The 19,829-nt window shown below is 72.8% G+C and carries 27 protein-coding genes and 1 pseudogene; 8 read left to right on the plus strand and 20 right to left on the minus strand.

Features of this window, described 5'->3' with window-relative positions:
• Window positions 1-22: 22 nt before the first annotated feature.
• Entirely contained in the window at window positions 23-1,318 is a 1,296-nt protein-coding gene (gene urtA / locus MMR14E_RS07930) for an urea ABC transporter substrate-binding protein (RefSeq protein WP_331313599.1), read from the minus strand.
• Between the two features lie 345 nt (window positions 1,319-1,663).
• Between urtA and MMR14E_RS07935 the strand changes: the two genes are divergently transcribed.
• Together MMR14E_RS07935 and MMR14E_RS07940 are read left to right on the plus strand one after the other, a co-directional pair.
• Complete coding sequence (locus tag MMR14E_RS07935; protein WP_331313600.1) at window positions 1,664-1,882, plus strand: DUF6894 family protein; 219 nt, start codon at window positions 1,664-1,666, stop codon at window positions 1,880-1,882.
• A gap of 284 nt (window positions 1,883-2,166) precedes the next feature.
• Complete coding sequence (locus MMR14E_RS07940) at window positions 2,167-2,946, plus strand: Crp/Fnr family transcriptional regulator (RefSeq protein WP_331313601.1); 780 nt, start codon at window positions 2,167-2,169, stop codon at window positions 2,944-2,946.
• Window positions 2,947-2,949: 3 nt separating this feature from the next.
• Here the strand turns inward: MMR14E_RS07940 and MMR14E_RS07945 are convergent, their stop codons facing one another.
• Both MMR14E_RS07945 and MMR14E_RS07950 read right to left on the minus strand, forming a co-directional pair.
• Window positions 2,950-3,669, minus strand: coding sequence for an HWE histidine kinase domain-containing protein (locus MMR14E_RS07945; protein WP_331313602.1), 720 nt, complete (start codon window positions 3,667-3,669; stop codon window positions 2,950-2,952).
• A gap of 57 nt (window positions 3,670-3,726) precedes the next feature.
• Entirely contained in the window at window positions 3,727-4,458 is a 732-nt protein-coding gene (locus MMR14E_RS07950; RefSeq protein WP_331313603.1) for a Crp/Fnr family transcriptional regulator, read from the minus strand.
• Between the two features lie 422 nt (window positions 4,459-4,880).
• On the opposite strand from MMR14E_RS07950, the pseudogene MMR14E_RS07955 reads away from it, so the two are divergent.
• A pseudogene (locus MMR14E_RS07955) lies at window positions 4,881-5,144 on the plus strand (ABC transporter ATP-binding protein); the annotation flags it as partial.
• 17 nt (window positions 5,145-5,161) lie between these two features.
• Here MMR14E_RS07955 and MMR14E_RS07960 read toward each other — a convergent pair.
• Window positions 5,162-5,383: a hypothetical protein gene (locus MMR14E_RS07960; protein ID WP_331313604.1), complete on the minus strand. Its 222-nt coding sequence runs from the start codon at window positions 5,381-5,383 to the stop codon at window positions 5,162-5,164.
• 313 nt (window positions 5,384-5,696) lie between these two features.
• Window positions 5,697-5,975 carry a hypothetical protein gene (locus MMR14E_RS07965; RefSeq protein ID WP_331313605.1) on the minus strand — a complete coding sequence of 93 codons (279 nt, stop codon included), beginning with the start codon at window positions 5,973-5,975 and terminating at the stop codon, window positions 5,697-5,699.
• Between the two features lie 95 nt (window positions 5,976-6,070).
• Between MMR14E_RS07965 and MMR14E_RS07970 the strand changes: the two genes are divergently transcribed.
• Entirely contained in the window at window positions 6,071-6,298 is a 228-nt protein-coding gene (locus tag MMR14E_RS07970) for a hypothetical protein (protein WP_331313606.1), read from the plus strand.
• Between the two features lie 154 nt (window positions 6,299-6,452).
• Here the strand turns inward: MMR14E_RS07970 and serA are convergent, their stop codons facing one another.
• Complete coding sequence (gene serA / locus MMR14E_RS07975) at window positions 6,453-7,694, minus strand: phosphoglycerate dehydrogenase (RefSeq protein ID WP_419539321.1); 1,242 nt, start codon at window positions 7,692-7,694, stop codon at window positions 6,453-6,455.
• Window positions 7,652-7,891 (minus strand): hypothetical protein, encoded by a 240-nt coding sequence (locus MMR14E_RS07980; protein WP_331313608.1) that lies wholly within the window; start codon window positions 7,889-7,891, stop codon window positions 7,652-7,654. The genes serA and MMR14E_RS07980 overlap by 43 nt, the downstream gene beginning before the upstream one ends.
• A 141-nt stretch (window positions 7,892-8,032) precedes the next feature.
• Between MMR14E_RS07980 and MMR14E_RS07985 the strand changes: the two genes are divergently transcribed.
• Window positions 8,033-9,052 carry an NAD(P)-dependent alcohol dehydrogenase gene (locus MMR14E_RS07985; protein WP_331313609.1) on the plus strand — a complete coding sequence of 340 codons (1,020 nt, stop codon included), beginning with the start codon at window positions 8,033-8,035 and terminating at the stop codon, window positions 9,050-9,052.
• A gap of 54 nt (window positions 9,053-9,106) precedes the next feature.
• Here the strand turns inward: MMR14E_RS07985 and MMR14E_RS07990 are convergent, their stop codons facing one another.
• From MMR14E_RS07990 to MMR14E_RS08025, 8 genes are all read right to left on the minus strand, one after another.
• Window positions 9,107-9,331, minus strand: a complete 225-nt coding sequence (locus MMR14E_RS07990) for a DUF1127 domain-containing protein (protein ID WP_331313610.1) — start codon at window positions 9,329-9,331, stop codon at window positions 9,107-9,109.
• Between the two features lie 137 nt (window positions 9,332-9,468).
• Window positions 9,469-10,161, minus strand: coding sequence for a helix-turn-helix transcriptional regulator (locus MMR14E_RS07995; RefSeq protein ID WP_331313611.1), 693 nt, complete (start codon window positions 10,159-10,161; stop codon window positions 9,469-9,471).
• 70 nt (window positions 10,162-10,231) lie between these two features.
• Window positions 10,232-11,086 carry an anti-sigma factor gene (locus tag MMR14E_RS08000; protein WP_331313612.1) on the minus strand — a complete coding sequence of 285 codons (855 nt, stop codon included), beginning with the start codon at window positions 11,084-11,086 and terminating at the stop codon, window positions 10,232-10,234.
• The gene (locus MMR14E_RS08005) at window positions 11,083-11,625 is read right to left on the minus strand and encodes a sigma-70 family RNA polymerase sigma factor (protein WP_331313613.1); all 543 of its coding nucleotides are present in this window, start codon (window positions 11,623-11,625) and stop codon (window positions 11,083-11,085) included. The genes MMR14E_RS08000 and MMR14E_RS08005 overlap by 4 nt, the downstream gene beginning before the upstream one ends.
• Window positions 11,626-11,822: 197 nt before the next feature.
• On the minus strand, window positions 11,823-11,978 hold the full coding sequence (locus MMR14E_RS08010; RefSeq protein ID WP_331313614.1) for a hypothetical protein: 156 nt from the start codon (window positions 11,976-11,978) through the stop codon (window positions 11,823-11,825).
• A gap of 250 nt (window positions 11,979-12,228) precedes the next feature.
• Window positions 12,229-12,495, minus strand: a complete 267-nt coding sequence (locus MMR14E_RS08015) for a GCG_CRPN prefix-to-repeats domain-containing protein (RefSeq protein WP_331313625.1) — start codon at window positions 12,493-12,495, stop codon at window positions 12,229-12,231.
• A 209-nt stretch (window positions 12,496-12,704) separates the two neighbouring features.
• A complete protein-coding gene (locus MMR14E_RS08020; protein WP_331313615.1) occupies window positions 12,705-13,709 on the minus strand; it encodes an SDR family oxidoreductase in 1,005 nt (334 codons plus the stop codon).
• Window positions 13,710-13,750: 41 nt separating this feature from the next.
• Window positions 13,751-13,963, minus strand: a complete 213-nt coding sequence (locus MMR14E_RS08025; RefSeq protein WP_331313616.1) for a hypothetical protein — start codon at window positions 13,961-13,963, stop codon at window positions 13,751-13,753.
• Between the two features lie 285 nt (window positions 13,964-14,248).
• Between MMR14E_RS08025 and MMR14E_RS08030 the strand changes: the two genes are divergently transcribed.
• On the plus strand, window positions 14,249-14,842 hold the full coding sequence (locus MMR14E_RS08030) for a hypothetical protein (protein ID WP_331313617.1): 594 nt from the start codon (window positions 14,249-14,251) through the stop codon (window positions 14,840-14,842).
• Between the two features lie 168 nt (window positions 14,843-15,010).
• Here MMR14E_RS08030 and MMR14E_RS08035 read toward each other — a convergent pair whose 3' ends face one another.
• From MMR14E_RS08035 to MMR14E_RS08055, 5 genes are all read right to left on the minus strand, one after another.
• Window positions 15,011-15,841, minus strand: coding sequence for a porin family protein (locus MMR14E_RS08035; RefSeq protein WP_331313618.1), 831 nt, complete (start codon window positions 15,839-15,841; stop codon window positions 15,011-15,013).
• Window positions 15,842-17,261: 1,420 nt separating this feature from the next.
• Complete coding sequence (locus tag MMR14E_RS08040) at window positions 17,262-17,474, minus strand: hypothetical protein (protein WP_331313619.1); 213 nt, start codon at window positions 17,472-17,474, stop codon at window positions 17,262-17,264.
• Window positions 17,475-17,600: 126 nt separating this feature from the next.
• Window positions 17,601-17,966, minus strand: coding sequence for an energy transducer TonB (locus MMR14E_RS08045; RefSeq protein ID WP_331313620.1), 366 nt, complete (start codon window positions 17,964-17,966; stop codon window positions 17,601-17,603).
• A 153-nt stretch (window positions 17,967-18,119) separates the two neighbouring features.
• A complete protein-coding gene (locus MMR14E_RS08050; RefSeq protein ID WP_331313621.1) occupies window positions 18,120-18,362 on the minus strand; it encodes a hypothetical protein in 243 nt (80 codons plus the stop codon).
• 36 nt (window positions 18,363-18,398) lie between these two features.
• Window positions 18,399-18,575: a hypothetical protein gene (locus MMR14E_RS08055; RefSeq protein WP_331313622.1), complete on the minus strand. Its 177-nt coding sequence runs from the start codon at window positions 18,573-18,575 to the stop codon at window positions 18,399-18,401.
• 207 nt (window positions 18,576-18,782) lie between these two features.
• Between MMR14E_RS08055 and MMR14E_RS08060 the strand changes: the two genes are divergently transcribed.
• Together MMR14E_RS08060 and MMR14E_RS08065 are read left to right on the plus strand one after the other, a co-directional pair.
• On the plus strand, window positions 18,783-18,962 hold the full coding sequence (locus MMR14E_RS08060; protein ID WP_331313623.1) for a hypothetical protein: 180 nt from the start codon (window positions 18,783-18,785) through the stop codon (window positions 18,960-18,962).
• A 275-nt stretch (window positions 18,963-19,237) separates the two neighbouring features.
• Window positions 19,238-19,829: cupin domain-containing protein (locus MMR14E_RS08065; protein WP_419539322.1), on the plus strand; the 592-nt coding region annotated here is incomplete at its 3' end.

The raw sequence follows: 19,829 nt of genomic DNA on the forward strand, positions 1-19,829 counted from the left end.
AGGGGGAGGGGATGAGCGCCCCTCAGGCGCCGCCGCAGGTCTTGGTCTTGGTGTTGTAGTTGCCGCACTTGAGCTTGACCCAGTCGGCCTCGAGGTCCTTCGAGCCCTCGAGCTGCTTCGACCACGCCTCGCCGGGGATCAGGCCCTCGGTCTTCCACACCACGTCGAACTGGCCGTTCGCCTCGATCTCGCCGATGAAGACCGGCTTGGTGATGTGGTGGTTCGGGAGCATCTTCGCGGTGCCGCCGGTGAGGTTCTTCTGCTCGATGCCGGGCAGCGCGTCGATCACCTTGTCGGGGTCGGTGGTGCCGGCCTTCTCGACCGCCTTCACCCACATGTTGAAGCCGATGTAGCTGGCCTCCATCGGGTCGTTGGTGACGGCCTTGGGGTTCTTCTTGAACGCCTGCCACTTCTTGATGAAGGCCTCGTTCTCCGGCGTCTTGATCGACTCGAAGTAGTTCCAGGCGGCGAGGTGCCCGACCAGCGGCTTGGCGTCGATGCCGGCGAGCTCCTCCTCGCCCACCGAGAAGGCGACGACCGGGATGTCGGTGGCCTTGATGCCCTGGTTGCCGAGCTCCTTGTAGAACGGCACGTTGGCGTCGCCGTTGATGGTCGAGACCACGGCGGTCTTCTTCCCGGCCGAGCCGAACGCCTTGATCTTCGACACCTCGGTCTGCCAGTCCGAGAACCCGAACGGCGTGTAGTTGATCAGGATGTCCTCGTCCTTGACGCCCTTGGACTTCAGGTAGGCTTCGAGGATCTTGTTGGTGGTGCGCGGGTAGACGTAGTCGGTCCCCTCCAGCACCCAGCGCTTGGCGCCGCCGCCATCCTCCGACATCAGGTAATCGACCGCCGGGATCGCCTGCTGGTTCGGGGCGGCGCCGGTGTAGAACACGTTGCGCTCGCTCTCCTCGCCCTCGTACTGGACGGGGTAGAACAGGATGTTGTCGAGCTCCTTGAACACCGGCAGCACCGACTTGCGCGACACGCTGGTCCAGCAGCCGAACACGGCCGCGACCTTGTCCTTGCTGATCAGCTCGCGGGCCTTCTCGGCGAAGAGCGGCCAGTTCGAGGCCGGATCGACCACCACCGGCTCCAGCTTCTTGCCGAGCACGCCGCCCTTGGCGTTCTGCTCGGCGATGAGCATCAGCATCACGTCCTTGAGGGTGGTCTCCGAGATCGCCATCGTGCCCGAGAGCGAGTGCAGGATGCCGACCTTGATGGTCTCCTGCGCCCGCGCGGCGCCCGCCCCCAGCGTGCCCATCGCCAGCCCGGCGGCCAGCGCGGCGGCCGAGGCCCAAGTTCCAAATGCCTTCATGGCGGTCCCCTGCGTCGTCGTCCTCGCGACGGGGCGGGCTTCGCAAATCGTGTGCCAAATAATTAGGCATGGCGCCGCGGGAGGCTGTTCCGGGTCCGCCGGCGCCCAGAACGGCGCCGTTTCGCCCGCCAGACCGGCAGCGCGGTGCCGCGCCGTGCCGCGTCTTGGAGCGGGCGGACCAAGCGATAGGCATCCGCGACCGGAATCTCGCCCGTCCGTTGATCGGACGCGGATCGGGGCCACTTACCTCAGCCCGCGGCGCGGGCCGCGGCGTGCGCGGGCGCATCACCGGGCGGGCGGGGCCCGGCCGCCGGGGCGGATCCGGATCCTGGGCTGAAGGCTATCATGGCAGAGCGCTACTATTTCCGCCTGCGGAGCGACGGCGAGACGATCGAGGACGAGACGGGCGTCCTCGCCGCGTCGCCCGCGCACGCGGAGGCGGAAGCGCTGGCGCTGATCGAGGAGTTCCGGATGGCCGGCGAGCTGCCGGACGCCGCGGCGGGCTGGCGGATGGAGATCCGTGACGGGAGCGGCACCGTCCTGCGCACGCTGCGGGTCTCCTGATACGCCGCTCCGGCCCGCGCAACCCGGCCGGCACGATCGGCCCGCACGACCGGCCCGCACGATCCGGCGCGGCCGATCCCGGGCGGCGTCCCAGCTCCGATCGCGGGACGAGACGCATTCGGGCGTCGGCGTGCCCGGGCGCCGAAGGTTTCGACGGATCGGCGCCGGCGGAATCCGGATCCCGGGCGTGGCGATCATTTGATGCATTCGCGGAGTAAGGATAAGCCGTCACGCGTTTACGCAGATACGGCTCCGCGCACGGGGCAGGTTGTCCGGGAGATCCCTTGAACCCCTTCCTTCGCAAGCTGGCGCTGCGCGCGAACCTGGACGACGGCGACGTGGCCGCGCTGGGCGCGGCGACCAGCGACGTCGCGCAGGTCGAGGCAGGCCGCGACCTGGTCTCGGAAGGCGTGCGGCCCGACGCCGCCTACGTGATCCTCGACGGGTTCGCCTGCCGCTACAAGCTGGTGCCCGACGGGGGACGCTCGATCCTCGCCTACCTCGTTCCCGGCGACGGCTGCGACCTGCACGCGTCCCTGCTCAACCGGGCGATCCACTCCGTGGCGACGCTGACGCCCTGCACCGTGGCCTCGATCCCCTACCGGACGATCAAGGGACTCGCCGCTCTCCGACCCAACATCTACCGCGCCCTGTGGTGGTCGGTGCTGGTCGACGAGGCCGTCCTGCAGGAATGGCTCGTCGGGGTGGGGCGCCGGTCCGCCGACAAGCAGGTCGCCCACATCATCTGCGAGCTCTTCGCGCGCCTGAACGCCGTCGGCCTGGGCCTGGAGCCCGAGTACCGCCTGCCTCTGGCGCAGTCCGAGCTGGCCGATACGGCGGGGCTCTCGAACGTCCACCTCTCGCGCGTCCTCGCCGACCTGCGCAGGGCCGGGCTGATCGAGAGCGGGCGCAAGAGCGTGCGCGTGCCGAATCTCGCGCGTCTGCAGGAGTTTTCCGGCTTCACCCCCGACTACCTGCTCCTGCCCGGCCGCGATCCGGCCGTGGAGGCCCTCGGCGCGCTGCCGCAGATGACCGGGCAGGTGCGGGCGGCCTCGGGGCCGTGAGCCTCACCGGCCGTCGCCGTCCCAGCCCGCCCCGGGATCCTCGGCCACGCGGCGCCCGATCTGGGCCGTGAGCGGCACGCGGATCGTGCAGCGCAGCCCGTCCGGCTCGTAGCGCAGGTCGACCGCCGCGCCGAGATCGTAGGCCAGCATCTCCGTCAGCACGTCCGTGCCGAAGCCGCGCCGGCCGGAGGGCGCGACGCCGCTGCCGCCGGTCTCCGCCCAGTCGAGGCTGAGGACGGGCGGTCCGGTCTCCGACTCCGCCACCCGCCACGCCGCGCGGACCCGGCCCTGCGGGAGCGCCAGGGACCCGTGCTCCACCGCGTTGCTCGTCAGCTCGTGGAGGGCCAGCGCGACGACCTGCGCGGCCTTGGGCCGGAGGCGCACCCGCGGGCCGGCGAGGATGGCCTGCTCGCCCTCGCGGGCGAGGTGGAACATCAGCTCGTCCGAGATCAGCGTGTGCAGGTCGGCGTCGCCGAACGCGTCCGTGGCGGCCTGCACGCGCATGATCGCCCCGAACCGGCCGTCGAGATGCGCCACGTAGTTCTCGACATCCGCGGCGCTCTCGGCGGACCGGTGCATGACGGTGCGCATCATCGCCATCGTGTTGCGCATCCCGTGGCGCAGGCTGTCCGGGAGCCCCGCCGCGTCGAGCAGCCGGCGCAGGCGCGCGTTGTCGGCCTCGAGGGCCGCGAGTCGCTCCGCCGGATCGCGAGGGTCTGTCATGCCGGGCCACTCCGGATGTCGTTCAACCTGGCTCAATCGCCGCGGGACCGGCAGGGTTCAGCGCGCGGCGGCGTGGCCGGCCTCGGTGAGATGGAGATAGGCGGTATCGAAATGCGCGAGCCGGGCGAGCGCGGCCGGATCGTGGATCGTCAGGCGCCGGCTGCGCAGGGTGATCAGCCCCATGCCGCGCAGTTCCTGGAGCGTGCGGTTGATGTGCACGCTGGTCTGCCCCATCGCGTCGCCGAGATCGTTCTGCGTCATCGGCATCGCGCAGGTATTCCCGTCGGTCAGGCCGATGGCCGCCAGGCGCGCGTGCAACTCGCAGAACAGGTGGGCGAGGCGCTCGATCCCGGTGCGGCTGCCGAGGCTGACCGTCCACTCGCGCTGGATCGCCGCGGTGGCCAGGGCCTCGCGGTGGAAGGCCATGGCGAGCTGCGGGCTGCGGGCGGTCAGGTCCCGCATCGCGGGGCCGGTGATCTGGCCGAGGAGCACGGGGGTGATCGCGCCGATCGCGTGATCCATCTCGTCGAGGAGGAAGATGTGCGGGTCGCACGGGTCGCCCGGGAGCAGGAGCGAGACGACCTGTCGGCGCCCGTTGGCGAACTGCCGGTACCGGCAGGCCCAGCCCTCGAGGATCACGTTGATCGCCCGCGGATCGTCGCCCTCGTGGATGATGTCGGTGCGTGCGGCGACCATGCGGCTCGGGCTCATGGCGTCGGCCAAGCACATCCGGTCGTCTTCGGAGAGCCCGACATAGCAATTTAGCTTGTGCGCGAGCGGGTTTGGCATGGGGCGTCTCCACGGCGGCGTGGGGGCGCGAACCTACATTTTGTTTCACGCTATGAATACTTACGCAGATTAGTTTGTGCTACCGTAAGGTGTCTTTCCGCCCGCCGCGCCGGGTCGATCCGGCCGGATTCGGGCCCCGCGCGGTCCCATCGCGGTCCCGCGGCGGCAAGGTCTCGGCGGGCCGGGCGGCCCAATGTGCGATCAGGGCAGTGATCCGGCGCCGGCGCGTCCCGGAGGGGGAATGGACGCGCGCCGTATCGAACTTGAAGAGACGGTGCTTCTGACGTGGCGCGCGCCGCACAGAGGATTCGACGGAAGGAAACAGCGGAATGTCTGCCCCGGACAGGTCGCCGTCCTGTCTCCCTGCTTCTCGCAACGGGTGCCGCCGGTCCGCGCCGCAGCGGACGGCCTCCCCTTCGGGCTCCATCGGCGGGGCGCTGATGGGCCGACCCCGGCTGCTCGTCCTCGACGAGCCGTCCACGGGGCTTCCCCCCGCGTGGTCGAGGAGATCCGCCGGGTGCTCGCCGGCCTGAACCGTGCCGAGGGTCCGACCCTGCGTGGCCGAGCAGAATGTCCGCCGCGCCCACCACGCCGTCGTGCTGGAGAACGGGCGCAGCGCGCTGGCCGGCACCGCCGCGTCCCTGCGGGCGCGGGACGACGTCCGGTCCCTGCATCTCGGGGGCGCCGCGCGCCGGGACGCGCGTCAGGATTCCCGGTCGGCCCGGCGCAGGGACCACAGCAGGGTGCCGTGGGCGTCGACCAGCCACAGGGCGTTCACCGCGTCGTCCTCGATCGTCAGCGAGCGGCGGTTGGCGAGTTGGATCGCCTCCTTCGCGTCCGCGGCCGTGAGCATCTCGTCGACGCGCGGCGCGCCGATCTCCCCGTCCTCGCCACGAACCGCCCCGCGCAGGCGATAATCCGGCATCCGTCGAACCTCCGTCTCCCCGCGGCCGGCGCCCGTCCGGGGCGTGCCGCGGGTGCGAAGATAGGCGCCGGCGCGGCGTGTCGAGGGTCGGCGGGCCGCTACGGCCCGGCGCGGCTCGCCAGGCCGTCTGCCGCGGTCGCGGCGCCGCCCTTCGGCAGGTGTCCGGCCGCGGCCGGGCCAGCGGCACCGAGCGCCACGGCGAGCGCGCAGGCAGCCGTCCCCGACCGGCGCCTCCACCCGCGGGGGAGAACCGACATGGCAGGGTTCCATCGTTTCGTGGTCGGAGAAGCCGGCGCGGCCGGCCGCGGCGCGCCTACTGGAGGTAGGCGACGAACATCTCGGACACGGCCCGGGACGCGTAGGCTTCCGGGCTCTCGCCCCAGCGGATCGGGAAGGCCTCGGCCACCCGGCGGCCGGCGAGGATCCGGGCGACCTCGTCGGGCATCAGGCCGTCGTCGAGGGCGCTCGCGAGGGCGGCGCGTTCGTGGGAGGGATGGGAGCGGACGCTCCGGGGCAGGGCCCGGCCGAGGGCGGCGGCCGGTTCGGGGCTCAGGTCGGGACCGGTGTTCCGGGTCGTGTCATAGGTCAGCATCGGTAATCGCCTCGCGTGTCTGATGTCGTGCGCGCGCCTCCTCCTGGATGCGGCAACACGGCAGACACGGCGCAGTCATCCGGGCGATCCGTTCCTTGCTGGCGATCACGGCAAACCTCCGTTCGGCCCTGCATCGACTGTATGTCGACGCCGTCACTGTAGAGGCCGGGCGCGAGAATGTGCTGCCAAATTGGCGAGGACTTGCAGCGCAGGTTGTTCGTCGAAGCCGCGGCGCGGAGCAGAACGGCCGGCACGACGGTGTCCTGAACCTCGGCTCGGCCCGCGACCCGGGCCCGGCGCCGCACACCCTGCCGCGACCGTGACCGGCGGGGCGCCGACCGCGCGCCGGCGCGCCGTCGCGGGATCCCCGAGAGCATGCCCTCGGGCGGGGCATCGGGGCGGAGCCCTGATGCTGTGTCACGGCGGGGCTCCCGCCCGCATCCGCGACAGGCCTCTGGCCTTTCGAATCGGGGCTCCTTACCCCGCCTTCGGCCGGAGGTGCCGCGTCCGCACCGTGCCGTCGATGGCCCGCAGCGCGCGGAGCACCGCGTCCGCCTCGCCCGGCGGCACCGACGCGTCGACCACGACGTAGCCGAACTCGCCGTCCGTCTGCAGGTACTGCGCGTCGATGTTGAGCGATCGGCCCGAGAAGATCGCGTTGATCTGCCCGAGCACGCCGGGCACGTTCCGGTGCACGTGCAGGAAGCGCGCGCCGGACAGGCGCGGCGGCAGCTGGACCTGCGGGAAGTTCACGGCGCCGAGCGTCGAGCCGGTCTGGACGTAGTCGACCAGCTTGCGGGCCACCTCCGCGCCGATGCGGTCCTGGGCCTCCTCGGTCGAGCCGCCGACATGCGGGGTGAGGATCACGTTCGGCAGGCCCTGCAGGGGCGAGACGAAGCGCTCCGCGTTGGAGGTCGGCTCCACGGGGAAGACGTCGATCGCGGCCCCGGCGAGATGCCCGTCGCGCAGGGCCGCTGCCAGGGCGTCCAGGTCCACAACCGTGCCGCGGCTGTTGTTGATCAGGTAGGCGCCCGGCTTCATCGCGCGGATCCGCTCCGCGCCCATCAGCCCGTGGGTCAGCGGCGTCTCCGGGACGTGCAGGCTGACCACGTCGCTCGCGGCGAGCAGGGCCTCGAAGCTCTCGGCCGGCTCGGTGTTGCCGTGCCGGAGCTTGTCGGTGAGATCGTAGAAGATGACGCGCATGCCCATCGCCTCGGCGAGGTTCGAGAGCTGCGCGCCGATATTGCCGTAGCCGACGATGCCCAGGGTCTTGCCGCGCACCTCGAAGGCGCCGGTGGCCGACTTGTCCCAGCCGCCCTCGTGCGCGGCGACCGAGCGCGGCACGATGCGCCGGAGGAGCATCACGATCTCGCCGATCGTGAGTTCGGCGACGCTGCGCGTGTTCGAGAACGGCGCGTTGAAGACGGGCAGGCCGCGGGCGCGGGCCGTCTCGAGGTCGACCTGGTTGGTCCCGACGCTGAAGCAGCCGATGGCGGCGAGATCGGGCAGGGCGTCGAGGAGCGCGGCGGTGACCTGCGTGCGCGAGCGGATGCCGAGGACGGTGACGTCGGCCAGATCGCGGGCGTCCCCGGGGCTGACCGCGCGCGACAGCTGCCGGACGGCGCCGATCCCGGCCTGCGTGAAGATCCTGGACGCCGTCGGCGCTATGCTTTCGGTCAGAACGACGCGCTCGGTCGACACGGTCTGCCCTCCTTCCATGGACGGGATGCGATCCGCGACCTTGGCGCCGGCGCGGCGCAGCGGACCCGGGCGGCCTGGGCCTCGCGGGCCTTCTCCAGGAGGGTCCGCATCTCGCGGGCGTTCGACCAGTCGTCGGCGCGGGACCGCTGCGCGAGCCAGGGAGTCAGCGCCGCCTCGAACCCCTCTGGGAGCGCGAATTGCTGCCGGGCCGCCATGCGCCTCNGGGGTCCCGGGCCGCCCTCCCCGCCCCGCGGCGGACGGCCCGGCCCGGCGCGGCACCCTCGTCTCGACGCGGCGCTCAGGGCCTGCCAGTGTCCGCCTCCCGGCGGCCGAGGCCGCGGAGCGACAGGTGCGTCATGACCGGATCGACAGCCCGGGCCGTCATCGTGCAGCCCGGCGGCGGCTTCGACAAGGTGACCTTCGGCGAGCGGCCCGTGCCGGAGCCCGGGCCCGGGGCGATCACCGTCCGCCTGCGGGCGAGTTCCCTCAACTACCACGACTACGCGGTGGTCAGCGGGATGTGGGGGCCGAGCGAGCCGCGCGTCCCGATGTCCGACGGGGCCGGCGAGGTCGAGGCCGTCGGGCCGGGCGTGACCGAATTCGCCCCGGGCGACCGGGTGGTCAGCACGTTCTTCCCGACATGGCTGGAGGGCACGCCGCTGGTCGAGGGCTTCGCCACCGTGCCGGGCGACGGGGTCGACGGCTACGCCCGCGGGCGCGTCACCGCGCCCGTCACCGCCTTCACCCGCGCCCCGGTGGGCTGGGACCACGCCGAGGCGGCGACGCTCACCACCGCCGCGCTGACCGCGTGGCGGGCGCTGCACGCCGATGCCGGCCTGAAGAGCGGCGACGTGGTGCTGGTGCAGGGCACCGGCGGCGTGTCGCTGTTCGGCCTGCAATTCGCCAAGGCGGCGGGGGCCACGGTGATTGCCACCTCCTCCAGCGACGACAAGCTGGAGCGCCTGCGCGGGCTCGGCGCCGACCACGTCATCAACTACCGGGCCGACCCGGCCTGGGGCGAGACCGCCCGGCGCCTGACCGGCGGGCGCGGCGTCGACCACGTCCTCGACGTCGGCGGCCCGGCGACGCTGGAGCAGTCTATGGCGGCCGCGCGGGTCGCCGGCCACATCTCGGTGATCGGCATTCTCTCGGGTGTCGCGGGCGAGCTGCCGCTGGTGCCGGCGCTCCTGAAGCAGATCCGGCTGCAGGGCGTGCTGGTCGGCAGCCGGCGCCACCAGATCGAGATGATCCGCGGCATCGACGCCTGCGGGCTGCGGCCGGTCATCGACCGGCGCTTCCCCCTCGACGACCTCGTCGCGGCGTTCCGCCACCAGGAGAGCAACCGCCACTTCGGCAAGATCTGTGTCGAGATCTGAGCGTCCCGGCCGGGGTGGCGCGGGGGGCGGCGCGACGGGCGATCCGGCGGGCGTTCAGCGGAAGGCGATCCCGAGCGCGCCGGGCATCACGACGGAACGGGGCGCCTCGGCCTGGCTCGGCGGCGGCACGTGCGAGCAGCCGTTCTCGCAGAAGCTGCGGAGCGTGCGCCGGTCGAGGCCGATGTCCCGCAGCATCTCGTCGTCCAGGGCCGACAGAATGCGAAGATTTCGCGCCGCGATCCGGTTCTTCCGGACAGACTTCAGGACCGAGAGGATCATGATCCAGCCTCCGTTGCGCCGAAAGATCCGTGGTTCGTCCACGATCGGCCGGATCAGCGTCGCTTTATTTTGGAATGTCCGCATCCCCCGTTCGGACTAAGCGCGGCTCGCGGCGCGAATATTTTTCGCTGAGAGCGCTAAGCGTCCGCGATCGGCTGCGGGCAGAGCAGGAGCAGGCGCACCAGCTCGGCTTGGCGGCGCGTCCCCGTCTTCTCGAAGAGGTGCCGCAGGTGCACGCGCGCCGTGTTCCGGGTGATTCGCCGCCGCGTCGCGCTCGCCGCGAGGTCGTTCCCGGCCAGGATGTCGACGGCCAGGGCCGCCTCCGCGGGCGTGAAGCCGAACTGGTCCTGCAGGACGCCGGGATCCGGCAGGCGCGGGGTCCCGGGGTCGGTGAGGCGCAGCAGAACGGCGCCCTCGCCGATCGGGCCGAGCGTTCCGGGAATCGCCGAGGCGGCGACCAGGAGGGTCCCGCCCGCGCCCTCCAGGCGCACCGAGCCGCCGCGATGGCCGGCGGCGCAGCGCGCGATGACCCGGCGCAGCGCCGCGCTGTCCTCGGGCGCCGCGCCGCGCAGGCTGCCGTGCTCGAGGCACAGGAGGCCGCGCGCGACGCAGGCCTGCGCGACGCGGTTCAGGAAGTGGACCCGCCCGTACCGGTCGGTCACCGCCAGTCCCTGCTCGAGATGCTCGGCCAGGAGATGGAGCGCCGCCTCCACGAGGGACGGGTCCGGGAAGGCCGGGGCGCCGCCGGACTGGGACCGCCGCACCTGCGCGGGGCCGATCTCGGATACTGTTTCGGCTCTGCGAATTTTCAGATACGACTGACTGATCACGCTGGGATCCCCGCCGGATCGACATCACGATATCAGTAATAACCCGGCATTGACGACCGTTATTCCCGCCTCAGCCGGGCGGGCCGCCGGTGCGGGACTGGAACAGGTCGGCGAAGGCGCGCAGGTCGCGCCGGTTGAGGTCCGACACCGCCCAGTAGGTGAGGTCGCCGAGGCGCCAGCGCTCGATCGTGGACCCGTCGCGCCGCTCCTCGCCGGCCCCGGGGCCGTCGGCGGCGGGGACCACCGTGACGCTGATGACGTGCCGGTCGCGGCGATAGACCAGGGTCGGAACGGGGGTGCCGCCGACGATGTCGACCCGGCCGCCGACCAGCGGGAAGCCCTGGTCGGACAGGTCGGGGGCCTCGGGCGCGAGGGTGGTCCGGCCGTTGAACCAGGGCTTCACCACGTGCCGGTCCGAGGAGGCGACGTCGAAGGGCTGGGGCGCCGCGAGGCCGCGGAGATGGCCGGCGAGCACGGCCGCGCCGGTATCCGGGGTGCCGTCGGGGCGGTCGCCGTAGACGACCCCGCCGCCGAGCGCGGCCCCGCCGACCAGGCCGACGAGCAGCGTCGCGGCCAGCGCCTGCCGGGATTCCCGCCAGGACTTGAGCCAGGACTCGAGCCAGGATTCGAGCCGGGACTCGAGCCGGGATCCGGGCCGGGTCCCGAACAGGCCGCCGAGACGGCCGCGGGACGGGGGCGGGTCGGAGAAGCCGATCTGCTCGACCACGCGCGCGCGCAGGGATGCCGGGGCGGGCGGGCCCGCGAGGGGCTCGCGCAGGCTGGCCGACAGGTCGCGGAGGTGCTCCGCCAGGGCCCGCGCGTCGGGGTCCGCCGCGAGCCGGCGCTCCATGGCCAGGACCTCGCCGGGCGACAGCTCGCCGTCCGCGTAGGCGCTGAGGAGCAGGAGGGTCTCGTCGTCGGTCATCGCCCGTCCCTCGCGAGCCGTGCAAGCAGGTGCTGCCGCGCGCGGCCGAGGCGCGACATCACGGTCCCGATCGGGACCCCCGTCACCGCGGCGATCTCCCGGTAGCTGAGGCCGTGGTACTCGCGCAGGACCAGCGCCTCGCGGAAGGCCACCGGCAGGGCCTCGACCGCCCGGGCGAGCTGCCCCGCATCGTCGCGGGCGATGAGGGTCGCCTCGGGCGTCTCCGGAGCCTCGGTCAGGACGCCCCCGATCTCCAGTTCGGCGCGGGCCGCGGGGGCGAGGTCGTCGGCGAAGACCACCGCCCGCGGCCGGTGCCGCTGCAGCCAGGAATAGCCGGTGTTGCGGACGATGGTCAGGAACCACGCCCGGGCATTGCCCTCGGCGAACCCCTCGATCGCCCGGTAGGCGCGCAGACACGCCTCCTGCATCACGTCCTCGGCGTCGGTGGCGTTGCCGGTGAGCCAGTGCGCGAGCCGGTAGCCCTCGTCCAGGCGCGGGAGAACGAGCTGGCTGAAGCGCGCCCGCGCCAGGGTCGTCATGTCGGCGGCCGGGCCGAGCCCGTCCCGTCGAGAGCCTGCGAAGCCATGGGTCCCCGCCCTGGTGCTCCAGCTTGCAACCTTGTGCCACACAATCGGAACCGGGCGGCAACGGGCTTTATTCCCGGGCCCGACCCGGGAATTCTGGGGCCGCCGTCCGGGGAGCCGCCCGGCACAGGCACCGGGGCCGGTGATGGGCCCTACCGGCCGCCCCGGGCACGTCCGGCGGCGCGGCGGTCCGGCGCCGCGGCGTGCTCCGGGCAGCCGTCCGGGCCGAGGCGCTTGCGGGCGACGCGCTCGGCCGCCGCCCGTTCCGCCGCCGAGGGGGTCGCGCCGCCGCTCTGATCCTGGGCCATGGCCATGTCCAAACGGAGCGGAACCGTGCGCGGTCCCGGTCGAGGCACCCCCGACACCGCCGGAGAGCGGAGCGGACGGGGGCCGGATGCGCCGTCCCCCCGTCCGATCCGCCCGCGTCGCCGCCAACGGGAAGGGGCAGGCCACCACCTCCTCGGAGACGGGACCTGCCCCTGGATCAACCCGCGGGTTGTGTCACGGTTCGGCGCCGGGATCGGCGCCGGACCGTCGCGTCGGGACGCGTGCGCGTCGCTAGCGGCAGACGCGCCGCGGTCCCCACGGGGTCGGACGGAAGAAGCAGCGCGGGCCGTAGAAGCGCGGCCGCCGGTACATCGGCCGGCAGCGCCCGTACGGGCCGGGCGCCCAGCCCGGGCCGCAGCCGAACGCGACGGTGCTGACCGCGGCGGGGCCGGTGATCGTGTCGGCGCCGGCGGGCGTCAGGGGCGCCGCGCCGGCGGAGGCCAGGCCGAGGCCGCCGACGACAGCCGCGGCGGCCGCGATCATCTTCACGTGCATCATCATCAGACCTTCTGTGCGATTCCGCGCCGGTTCGGCCCGGCGCAAGACCCGGCTAGAATGGTCATCGGGCCTGAATGTGGGCTGACCTCCGCCATAACCGTCTAGAAACAAACACTCCGCCCGGCGCCCGCGCGGGAGCGGGCGCCGCATCGGCGTCCTGCCGCGGCGTCCGACATCGGCGTCCGACATCGGCGTCCGACATCGGCGTCCTAGCGGCGGTCGGCGCGGCCCAGGAGCGAGGCCGCGGCCGCCGTGGCCCCAGCCAGCAGGATCCCGGTCAGGATCGGGTTGATCGAGGCCCGCGTGTAGGCGCTGCGCATGACGTGGTGGGGCGAGCCGCCCCGCACGGCCCCGTCGCGGCCGGCCGCGTGGAGGGCGCCGTCCCGCTGCTTGCCGGCCACGCCGGCCGTCTGGCTCCGCGCCATCACCTGGGCGCCCATCCAGTCGGTCACCGCGGGCACCCGCTCGCGCATCGCGCTCATCAGCCTGCCGCCGCCGCCGACATAGAGGTCGCGGGGCCCGCGCTCCGCGGCGTACAGGATCGCGTCGGCGACGTCCGCGGGGTCGTAGACCGGCGGCGGCAGCTTCGGAGCCTGCGCCATGTAGTTCCGGGCATGCTCCGGGAACGGCGTGTCGATCGAGGCCGGTTTGATGAGCGTCACCGAGACCGGGGCCCCCTCCTCCTGGAGCTCCATCCGGAGCGCGTCCGTGAAGCCTTTGATCGCGTGCTTGGAGGCGGAGTACATGCCCTGGATCGGCAGGGCGAGGTCGGAGGCGACGGAGCCCAGGTTGACCAGCGCGCCGCCGGCCTTCTTCAGGTGCTGCAGCGCCACCGTCGAGCCGTAGACGATCCCCCAGAAATTGACGTCGAACAGCCGGCGATGGTCCTCGTCCGAGACCGCCTCGAGGCGGCCGAAGATCGAGAGGCCGGCATTGTTGACCCAGGTGTCGAAGCCGCCATAGGCGCGCACGGTCTCGGCGGCCAGAGCCTCGACATCCGCGCGGCGGGACACGTCGGTCACCACGGCCCGGGCCTCGCCGCCGCGCTCCTGGATGTCGCGGACGATGGCGTCGAGGGCGTCGCCGTTCCGGGCTGCCAGCACGACGCGGGCGCCGCGGCGGGCGGCCGCCCGGGCGGTGGCGAGGCCGATCCCGCTGGACGCGCCGGTGATGACGATCACCTGCTCGCGCAAGGGCTTGTGCCGGATCTGCATGCTGTGTCCTCTTCTCTCGTGAGCCGTCTCGACGGCGTCGCTCAGTCCCGGCCGCCCGGCCGGTCGCGCTCCGCGCCGAGGCTGGTCCCGCCCCGGCGCGCCTCCTCCTTCTCGGTGCCGGCCCGCTCCATCGGGCCGCCCTGCGGCCTGACCGTGCCGGTGGCGGTGTCGCGCGGGCTGTCGGCCAGGCCCGCGCGCTCCGGTTCGCCGTGCGGCATCCGCTCGGCCTGGGTGTCGTCCGGCGCGTCGGCCATGCTGCATCCCTCGCGATCGACCTGAGTTCCGGGCGCCGGCGCGCGGCGCGGCGGGGGTCCCGGGCGGATCGGGCCATATCGGACCATGCGGCCGATCCCCTGAGGGCCAACCCGTCAGGCCGCCGGCGTATCCGGCGGCCCCGGTCGGGGCGGCGGGCGCCGCGCGCGCGGAGTTGTGGAGGAGGTGGGAGGGTGCCTGCGGGAGGGCGTAGGCCGGGCGAACGCGCCGCAGGAACACGGTCGCGGGGCCCGTGTTGTCTGCCAAATCTTTTTCACGAGGCGCCGATGTCAGGAACCGCCAAGAAGACCGACCCGAAACTCTGGGACAAGGTCAAGACGCAGGTCACGAAATCCGAGAAGGGCGGGAAGCCCGGCCAGTGGTCGGCGCGCAAGGCGCAGATCGCCACCGCCGAATACAAGAAGGAAGGCGGCGGCTACGCCGGCAAGAAGTCGGCCGACAACCATCTCCAGCAATGGACCGACGAGGAATGGGGCACGAAGTCGGGCCAGGAGAGCGGCAAGACCGGCGAGCGCTACCTGCCCAAGAAGGCCCGCGAGAGCCTGACCGACAAGGAATACGCCGCCAGCACGGCCAAGAAGCGGGCCGATACCCGGAAGGGCAAGCAGTTCTCGAAGCAGCCGAAGGCCGCCGCCGAGAAGGCCGCCGCGGCGCGCGAGGACGGCAAGGCCGCCAAGGCGTCCGGCAAGGGCAATGTGTCCGGCAAATCTGCCGCAAAGTCTGCCGCCAAGACGTCCGGCAAGACGTCCGGCAAGTCGGAGACGACGAAGGCGGACCTCATGCGCAAGGCCCGCGCGCAGAACGTGCCCGGCCGGTCGCGGATGTCGAAGGCGCAGCTGGAGCACGCGGTCCACGCCTGACGCGCGCCCTCGTCCCCGACGCAAGACGTCCCGGGAAGGGCTCCCGGGACGCTCCTCGGCTCAAGCGGCCAGTCTGATCGGGCTGGGGATGCTCAGGTCGAGAGGGGATGCGGCCTGTCCAGAGGCCCGCGCGCCGTCCCGGCGACCGGGACGGCGCGCGGGTGGATCTCAGTACGAGCCGAACTTGTAGTTCAGGCCGGCGCGGATGACGGCGAACTCGTCGTCGCGGCGGCCGATGTTGTTGTACACCACCGGGAAGTTGTTGGCGGCGTTGATGACGAACGCACCCTGGTTGCGGGTGTTGCGGTCGAGGTTGACGTACAGGCCTTCGACCTTGAGCGTCACGGCCGAGGAGCGGAAGAAGTTCAGGAACGAGTCGGTGGGCAGGGCGTACTCGATGCCGCCGCCGACCGCGTAGCCGGTGCGGAAGCTGTCGTTGCCGGCGAAACCGCCGAAGGAGCGGTCGGCGCTGCCCGAGCCGTAGGCGAAGCCGCCGGTGCCGTACACGAGGACGCGGTCGAAGGCGTAGCCGAGGCGGCCGCGGACGGTGCCGAAGAAGTCGAGGCTGGAGAGGCCGCGCGGGTCGGTGACGTAGTAGCCGGGGGCCAGCGGACCGACGAGGAAGGCGTTGTTCCGGCTGCGGCCGAAGTCGAGGTACTGGGCGTCGGCCTCGATACCGACGACGATGCCCGAGCCCGGGGTGAACTGGAAGTTGTAGCCGACCTGGCCACCGCCGGTGAAGCCTTCCTGGTTGCGCTGGCTGAAGAAGGCGGTGGTGCCGTTGCCGTAGGGGGCGGGCACGCCGAAGCTGTTGGTGTTGTTGCTGCTGGCGTCGAAGGCGTAGCCAGCGTTGATACCGAAGTAGGCGCCGGTCCAGGTGAAGACCGGGACGGGGGTGAACACCGGCGGCGGGGCGGCGCGGCGCGGCAGGTCGGCGGCCGAGGCGGCGCCGGTCAGGAGAGCCGTGGCGGCGCTCGCGAGGAGAAGCTTCTTGATCATCTGGTCCTCTGTCTCCCGTTGGGCGGGATGTGTGCGGGCCGGACAGAACGCCAGGACGCGCCGGGCCGATAGTGCATCGCTGCAACAGCTCGGAATCGGGTCTCCGACGCCGAAACAGCCGGGTGCGCTGGAGCACATCGCGAGAGCGACTGGTCGAACCCAAGAAGAATATTTGTAATCGAGTGTTTCCAGAAACAAAATGCCCCGTCGCGCGGGAGCGGACGGGGCTTCAGTTCGTCGATGAACGTTCCCAGGACCAACCAGGAAGCTTCGAGGCTTAATAAATCCTACCGGCCGGCCGGCCGCAAGCCCGATCGCGATCCCGCGAGCGGTTAACATTAATTGACGGCCCCTTCCCGCCGGCCCCCGGCCCGCGGCCGCGGTTCCCGCCGCAGATCTCGCGCGATCCGGGCCTGTATCGCGGGAGTTCCGGGCGGCTTCGGGCGCCTGCGTCGCGCCTGAACCGCGTCGACGCGCGCTCGCCGCCGCGGATCGGCGCCCATGAATCCAGTGTCCCCGCCGCCCCGAACCTTGTTCCGGCACCGCCGTGTCTTGGCGCGGGCCCCGGGCCGGATCGATCTCCTCGGGGGCGTCAGATCTCGCGGGGCAGCGGCGCCGCCGCGCCGGCGCGGCGCCGGATCACCCGGCCTGTGGAGAAGGCGCCGCCACGGCCGGACCGTGCGGCCGTGGCGGCTTTTCCGGCGCGCCGCAGGCCCTATGTGCCGGCGTCGTCGTCGATGGAGAGTTCAGGAGACGCGCATGCACCCCGTCGCGCTGCCTTCGATGCCGGCCCTCCGGGTCCGGATCGGGATCGAAGATGCCGGCCCCGCGTCGGCCGGGAGGGCCCGATGACCGACACGCCGGCCCCGTATCTCGCGGTGGCGTTCCTCTCGGCGCTGTTCCTGCTGGTGGCCGGGCTGCAGGCGGAGGGTCTCTTGTGGTGATCCGCCCGGCCCGCTCTACGACCCGGCCGGCGGGATCCCGCAGGGCCGCCGAGCCGGCTCGGCCGGCGCGCAGCTCGGCGAAGCGGGCCTTCGCGGCGGCGACCGCCTCCTCCTCCAGGGGGGCGGCGACCTGCTCGTCGTGGATGATGATGCCGCCGGCGCGCTCGCGGTGGATCATGCATTGCAGCCGGTAGGGCGCCGGGGTCTCGGGCAGGGCCATGGCGATCTCCCGTCCGTTCACCGGGCCGGCGCGGCGCCGGAGCGGCGCGGCAGGATCCCGGGCGCCGGCAATGTGCCGGTGCGGATGGCGGGGACGCCGTGGCACATACGGCCCTCCTGGGTTCGACGCGTCGAGCGCGATCCATACCAGATCCACCCGGCCCGCGCAGGGGTGCCCGCGGAGCACGCGCGGGGGCCGCCCGCGCGGAGTGCGCGGGCGGCCAACGTCCGGAGGGCAGAGACCGCCCGCGCTTCGCTCAGGCCGCCTCGCCCTCCGCGTCGTCGGCGTCCAGGATCGTCTCCAGGTCGCCCACGAGGGCGTCGAGCTGGTCGGCGGTCGCGACGAGCTTGAGCTTCGTGCCGTCCTGCGCCTCGACCGCGATCTCGATGTGGTCGGCCACCTTGGCGGCCAGCGCCTGCTTCACCGTGTAGGTCGTCACGTTTGCCCCGTCGGCGGACTTGTCGGCCATGCTGATCTCCTGAGTGGCTGCGGGCAACGCGGGGAGACCGGGATCGACGGTGCGGCAGAAGCTCGCGACGCCGGCCGCGACCGGGGCGTGTCGGGTTCGACCGCGTCCCGCTGCGCTCAGCCGCGCTCAGCCGCGCCTGCGGGTGGAGCGCTCGACCACGCGCTGCCGGTGGGTCGGCACATCCGGCAGACCGGAGGATCCGGGTGGGGTGCGGTCCCGGGCCGCTGCGGGCCGGGGTGCGGGCAGCAGCTCCATCGGGGCCCGGGGCGTCTCGACGACGACCGCTTCCAGCACGAGGGGCCGCCGCGCCGGCGCGGGCCGGACCGGGCGTTCGGGCCGTGCCGCGAGGGTCCCGAGGGCCCAGAGCCCGAGGCAGAACAGGCCGATCAGGATCCCGTCCCAGGACGGCTCGGTCCGGCACATCAGGATCCCGGTGCCGGTGAGGGCGGCCGCGGCCGCGAACAGGCGCGGTGTCGGATCGGCGGATCGCATGCGGCACCTTCGGTGCGGAGACCTAGAGTCGCGTGAACGCGATCGCTACAAGTGTCGGCATCAGCCGGTTCTCCCCGGTTCTCCCCGCAACACACCGGTTCCGGCGGCCGGGACCCGCGCTTCGGCCCGGCACTGCGGACCGGGCGGCGCGCCTCAGCCCGCCAGGCTGGAGGGGGCCTGCCACGCGACGCCGGGATGCTCACGGACGTCCCCGGGCCGGGATCCGGTGTCGGCGTCGCTCATCCAGTCGCCGGGCTCGGCGACGTCGGCGATCTCGGCCTCCGGATAGGCGGCCGACAGGAACAGGCGCGCCTCGCCCTCGGCCTCGGCGCGGACCGTCACGAGCGGCCGCTCGCCGCCCGCGTCGCGCACCTGCGCGATGAACAGCTTGGTCATGGTCTCCCTCCGGTCTCGTCCGCCGGCGCGGCGGGATCAGGCCAGCAGTTCCTCGACGTGGAGGCCGCCGGCCCGCAGGTAGTTCGGGATCCGGGTGCGGTCACGGAAGCCGGCGGCGCGCGCCATCGCGTCGAGGGCCGCCAGGGGGTCGAGCGCCGCGCCGCTCCAGAGAATCGCGCCCGTGGCCGCCTGCATGATCCGGAACACCTTCACGCCACGCTCCCGGTCTCGACCCTCGGACAAGCTCGCGGGATTCGCGGGTGTTCCCGACGCGCGGCCGCGGGCGGCTGCGGCCGATTCGCGCCGCCCCCGCCCCGGCGGGAACGGGGGCCGCAGAGGCGCGGTTCTCCAGCCAGCGCCGGCACGGGCCGGCACGGCGGGACCCCACGTCGAGAACCCGATCGGGATTCAAGGAGAGTCATGACCAGCCGCACCGTTCAGTCCGCCCTGCTCGCCCTCGCCCTCGTCGCCGGCACCGCCGGGATGGCCGCCGCGCAGAGCACGCCCAACGGGAACACCTCGTCCCCCGGCGCCCCCGCGGGCGACAGCAGCACCGGCAACGGCGCCACCGGCAGCGGCGCGGCCCCGAGCGGCCGGTAACCGTCGGTTAACCATAAAGATCGAAGCCCTCGATCCTCACAACCGTGCAACTCCCCGTCCCGCGGCCACCCGGCCTGCGGGACGTTCTGTTTCCGGCCTCATGTCGGCCTCTTGTCGGCCTCTTGTCGGCCTCTTGCCGGGCTTTCGCCGGCCGCACCGGGACGGGGCGGGGCCCGGAGTCCGGTGATTGGAACGGAGTGCCACTTTTCTGGGCAGGCAGAATCACCATACTGTCGGTGTGACCGGGCCGCGCCCGGTCAGGACCGACACGGGCGATGCGACCGAAACCGATCCTGCAGCTCACGGGCGAGAGCCCGGGCCCTCGTCAGGCCGACGACTGGCGCGACGCCGTCGCGCCGTTCTGGGATTTCACGATCCGCCGGGAGGACCTGTCCGACTTCCGCGGGCAGTCCCGGGTCCGGCACCTCGGCACCGCGATCGTCTGCAGCGCCCGCGCCTCCGGGCTCCGGTTCATGCGCGCGCGGGCCCTGACCGCCCGGATGGGCGTCGATCACATCGTCGCCCACATGCGCGTCTCCGGGCAGTCCAGGGTCGCGATCGGCGGCCGGGAGCGGGACTGCGCCCCCGGCGACATCTGCCTGTTCGACCTGTCGCAGCCGCTCTCCGCCGCCTCCACGGATTACGAGGCCATCACGGTGGTTCTGCCGCGCCCGCTCTTCGGATCCCGGCAGAGCGGACTCGACGCCCTGCACGGGTCGGTGATCCGGGGCGCGACCCCGTTCGGCCGGATGCTCAACGACCACCTGCGCTCCCTGAGTGCGCACGCGACCGGGTTCTCGGAGCCGGAGGCCGCGGCCGCGGCCGAGGCCACGGCCGCGCTGCTCGGGGCGGCGACCCTGGGCCTGC

Source organism: Methylobacterium mesophilicum (genome assembly GCF_036441335.1).
Classification (GTDB): Bacteria; Pseudomonadota; Alphaproteobacteria; order Rhizobiales; family Beijerinckiaceae; genus Methylobacterium; species Methylobacterium mesophilicum_B.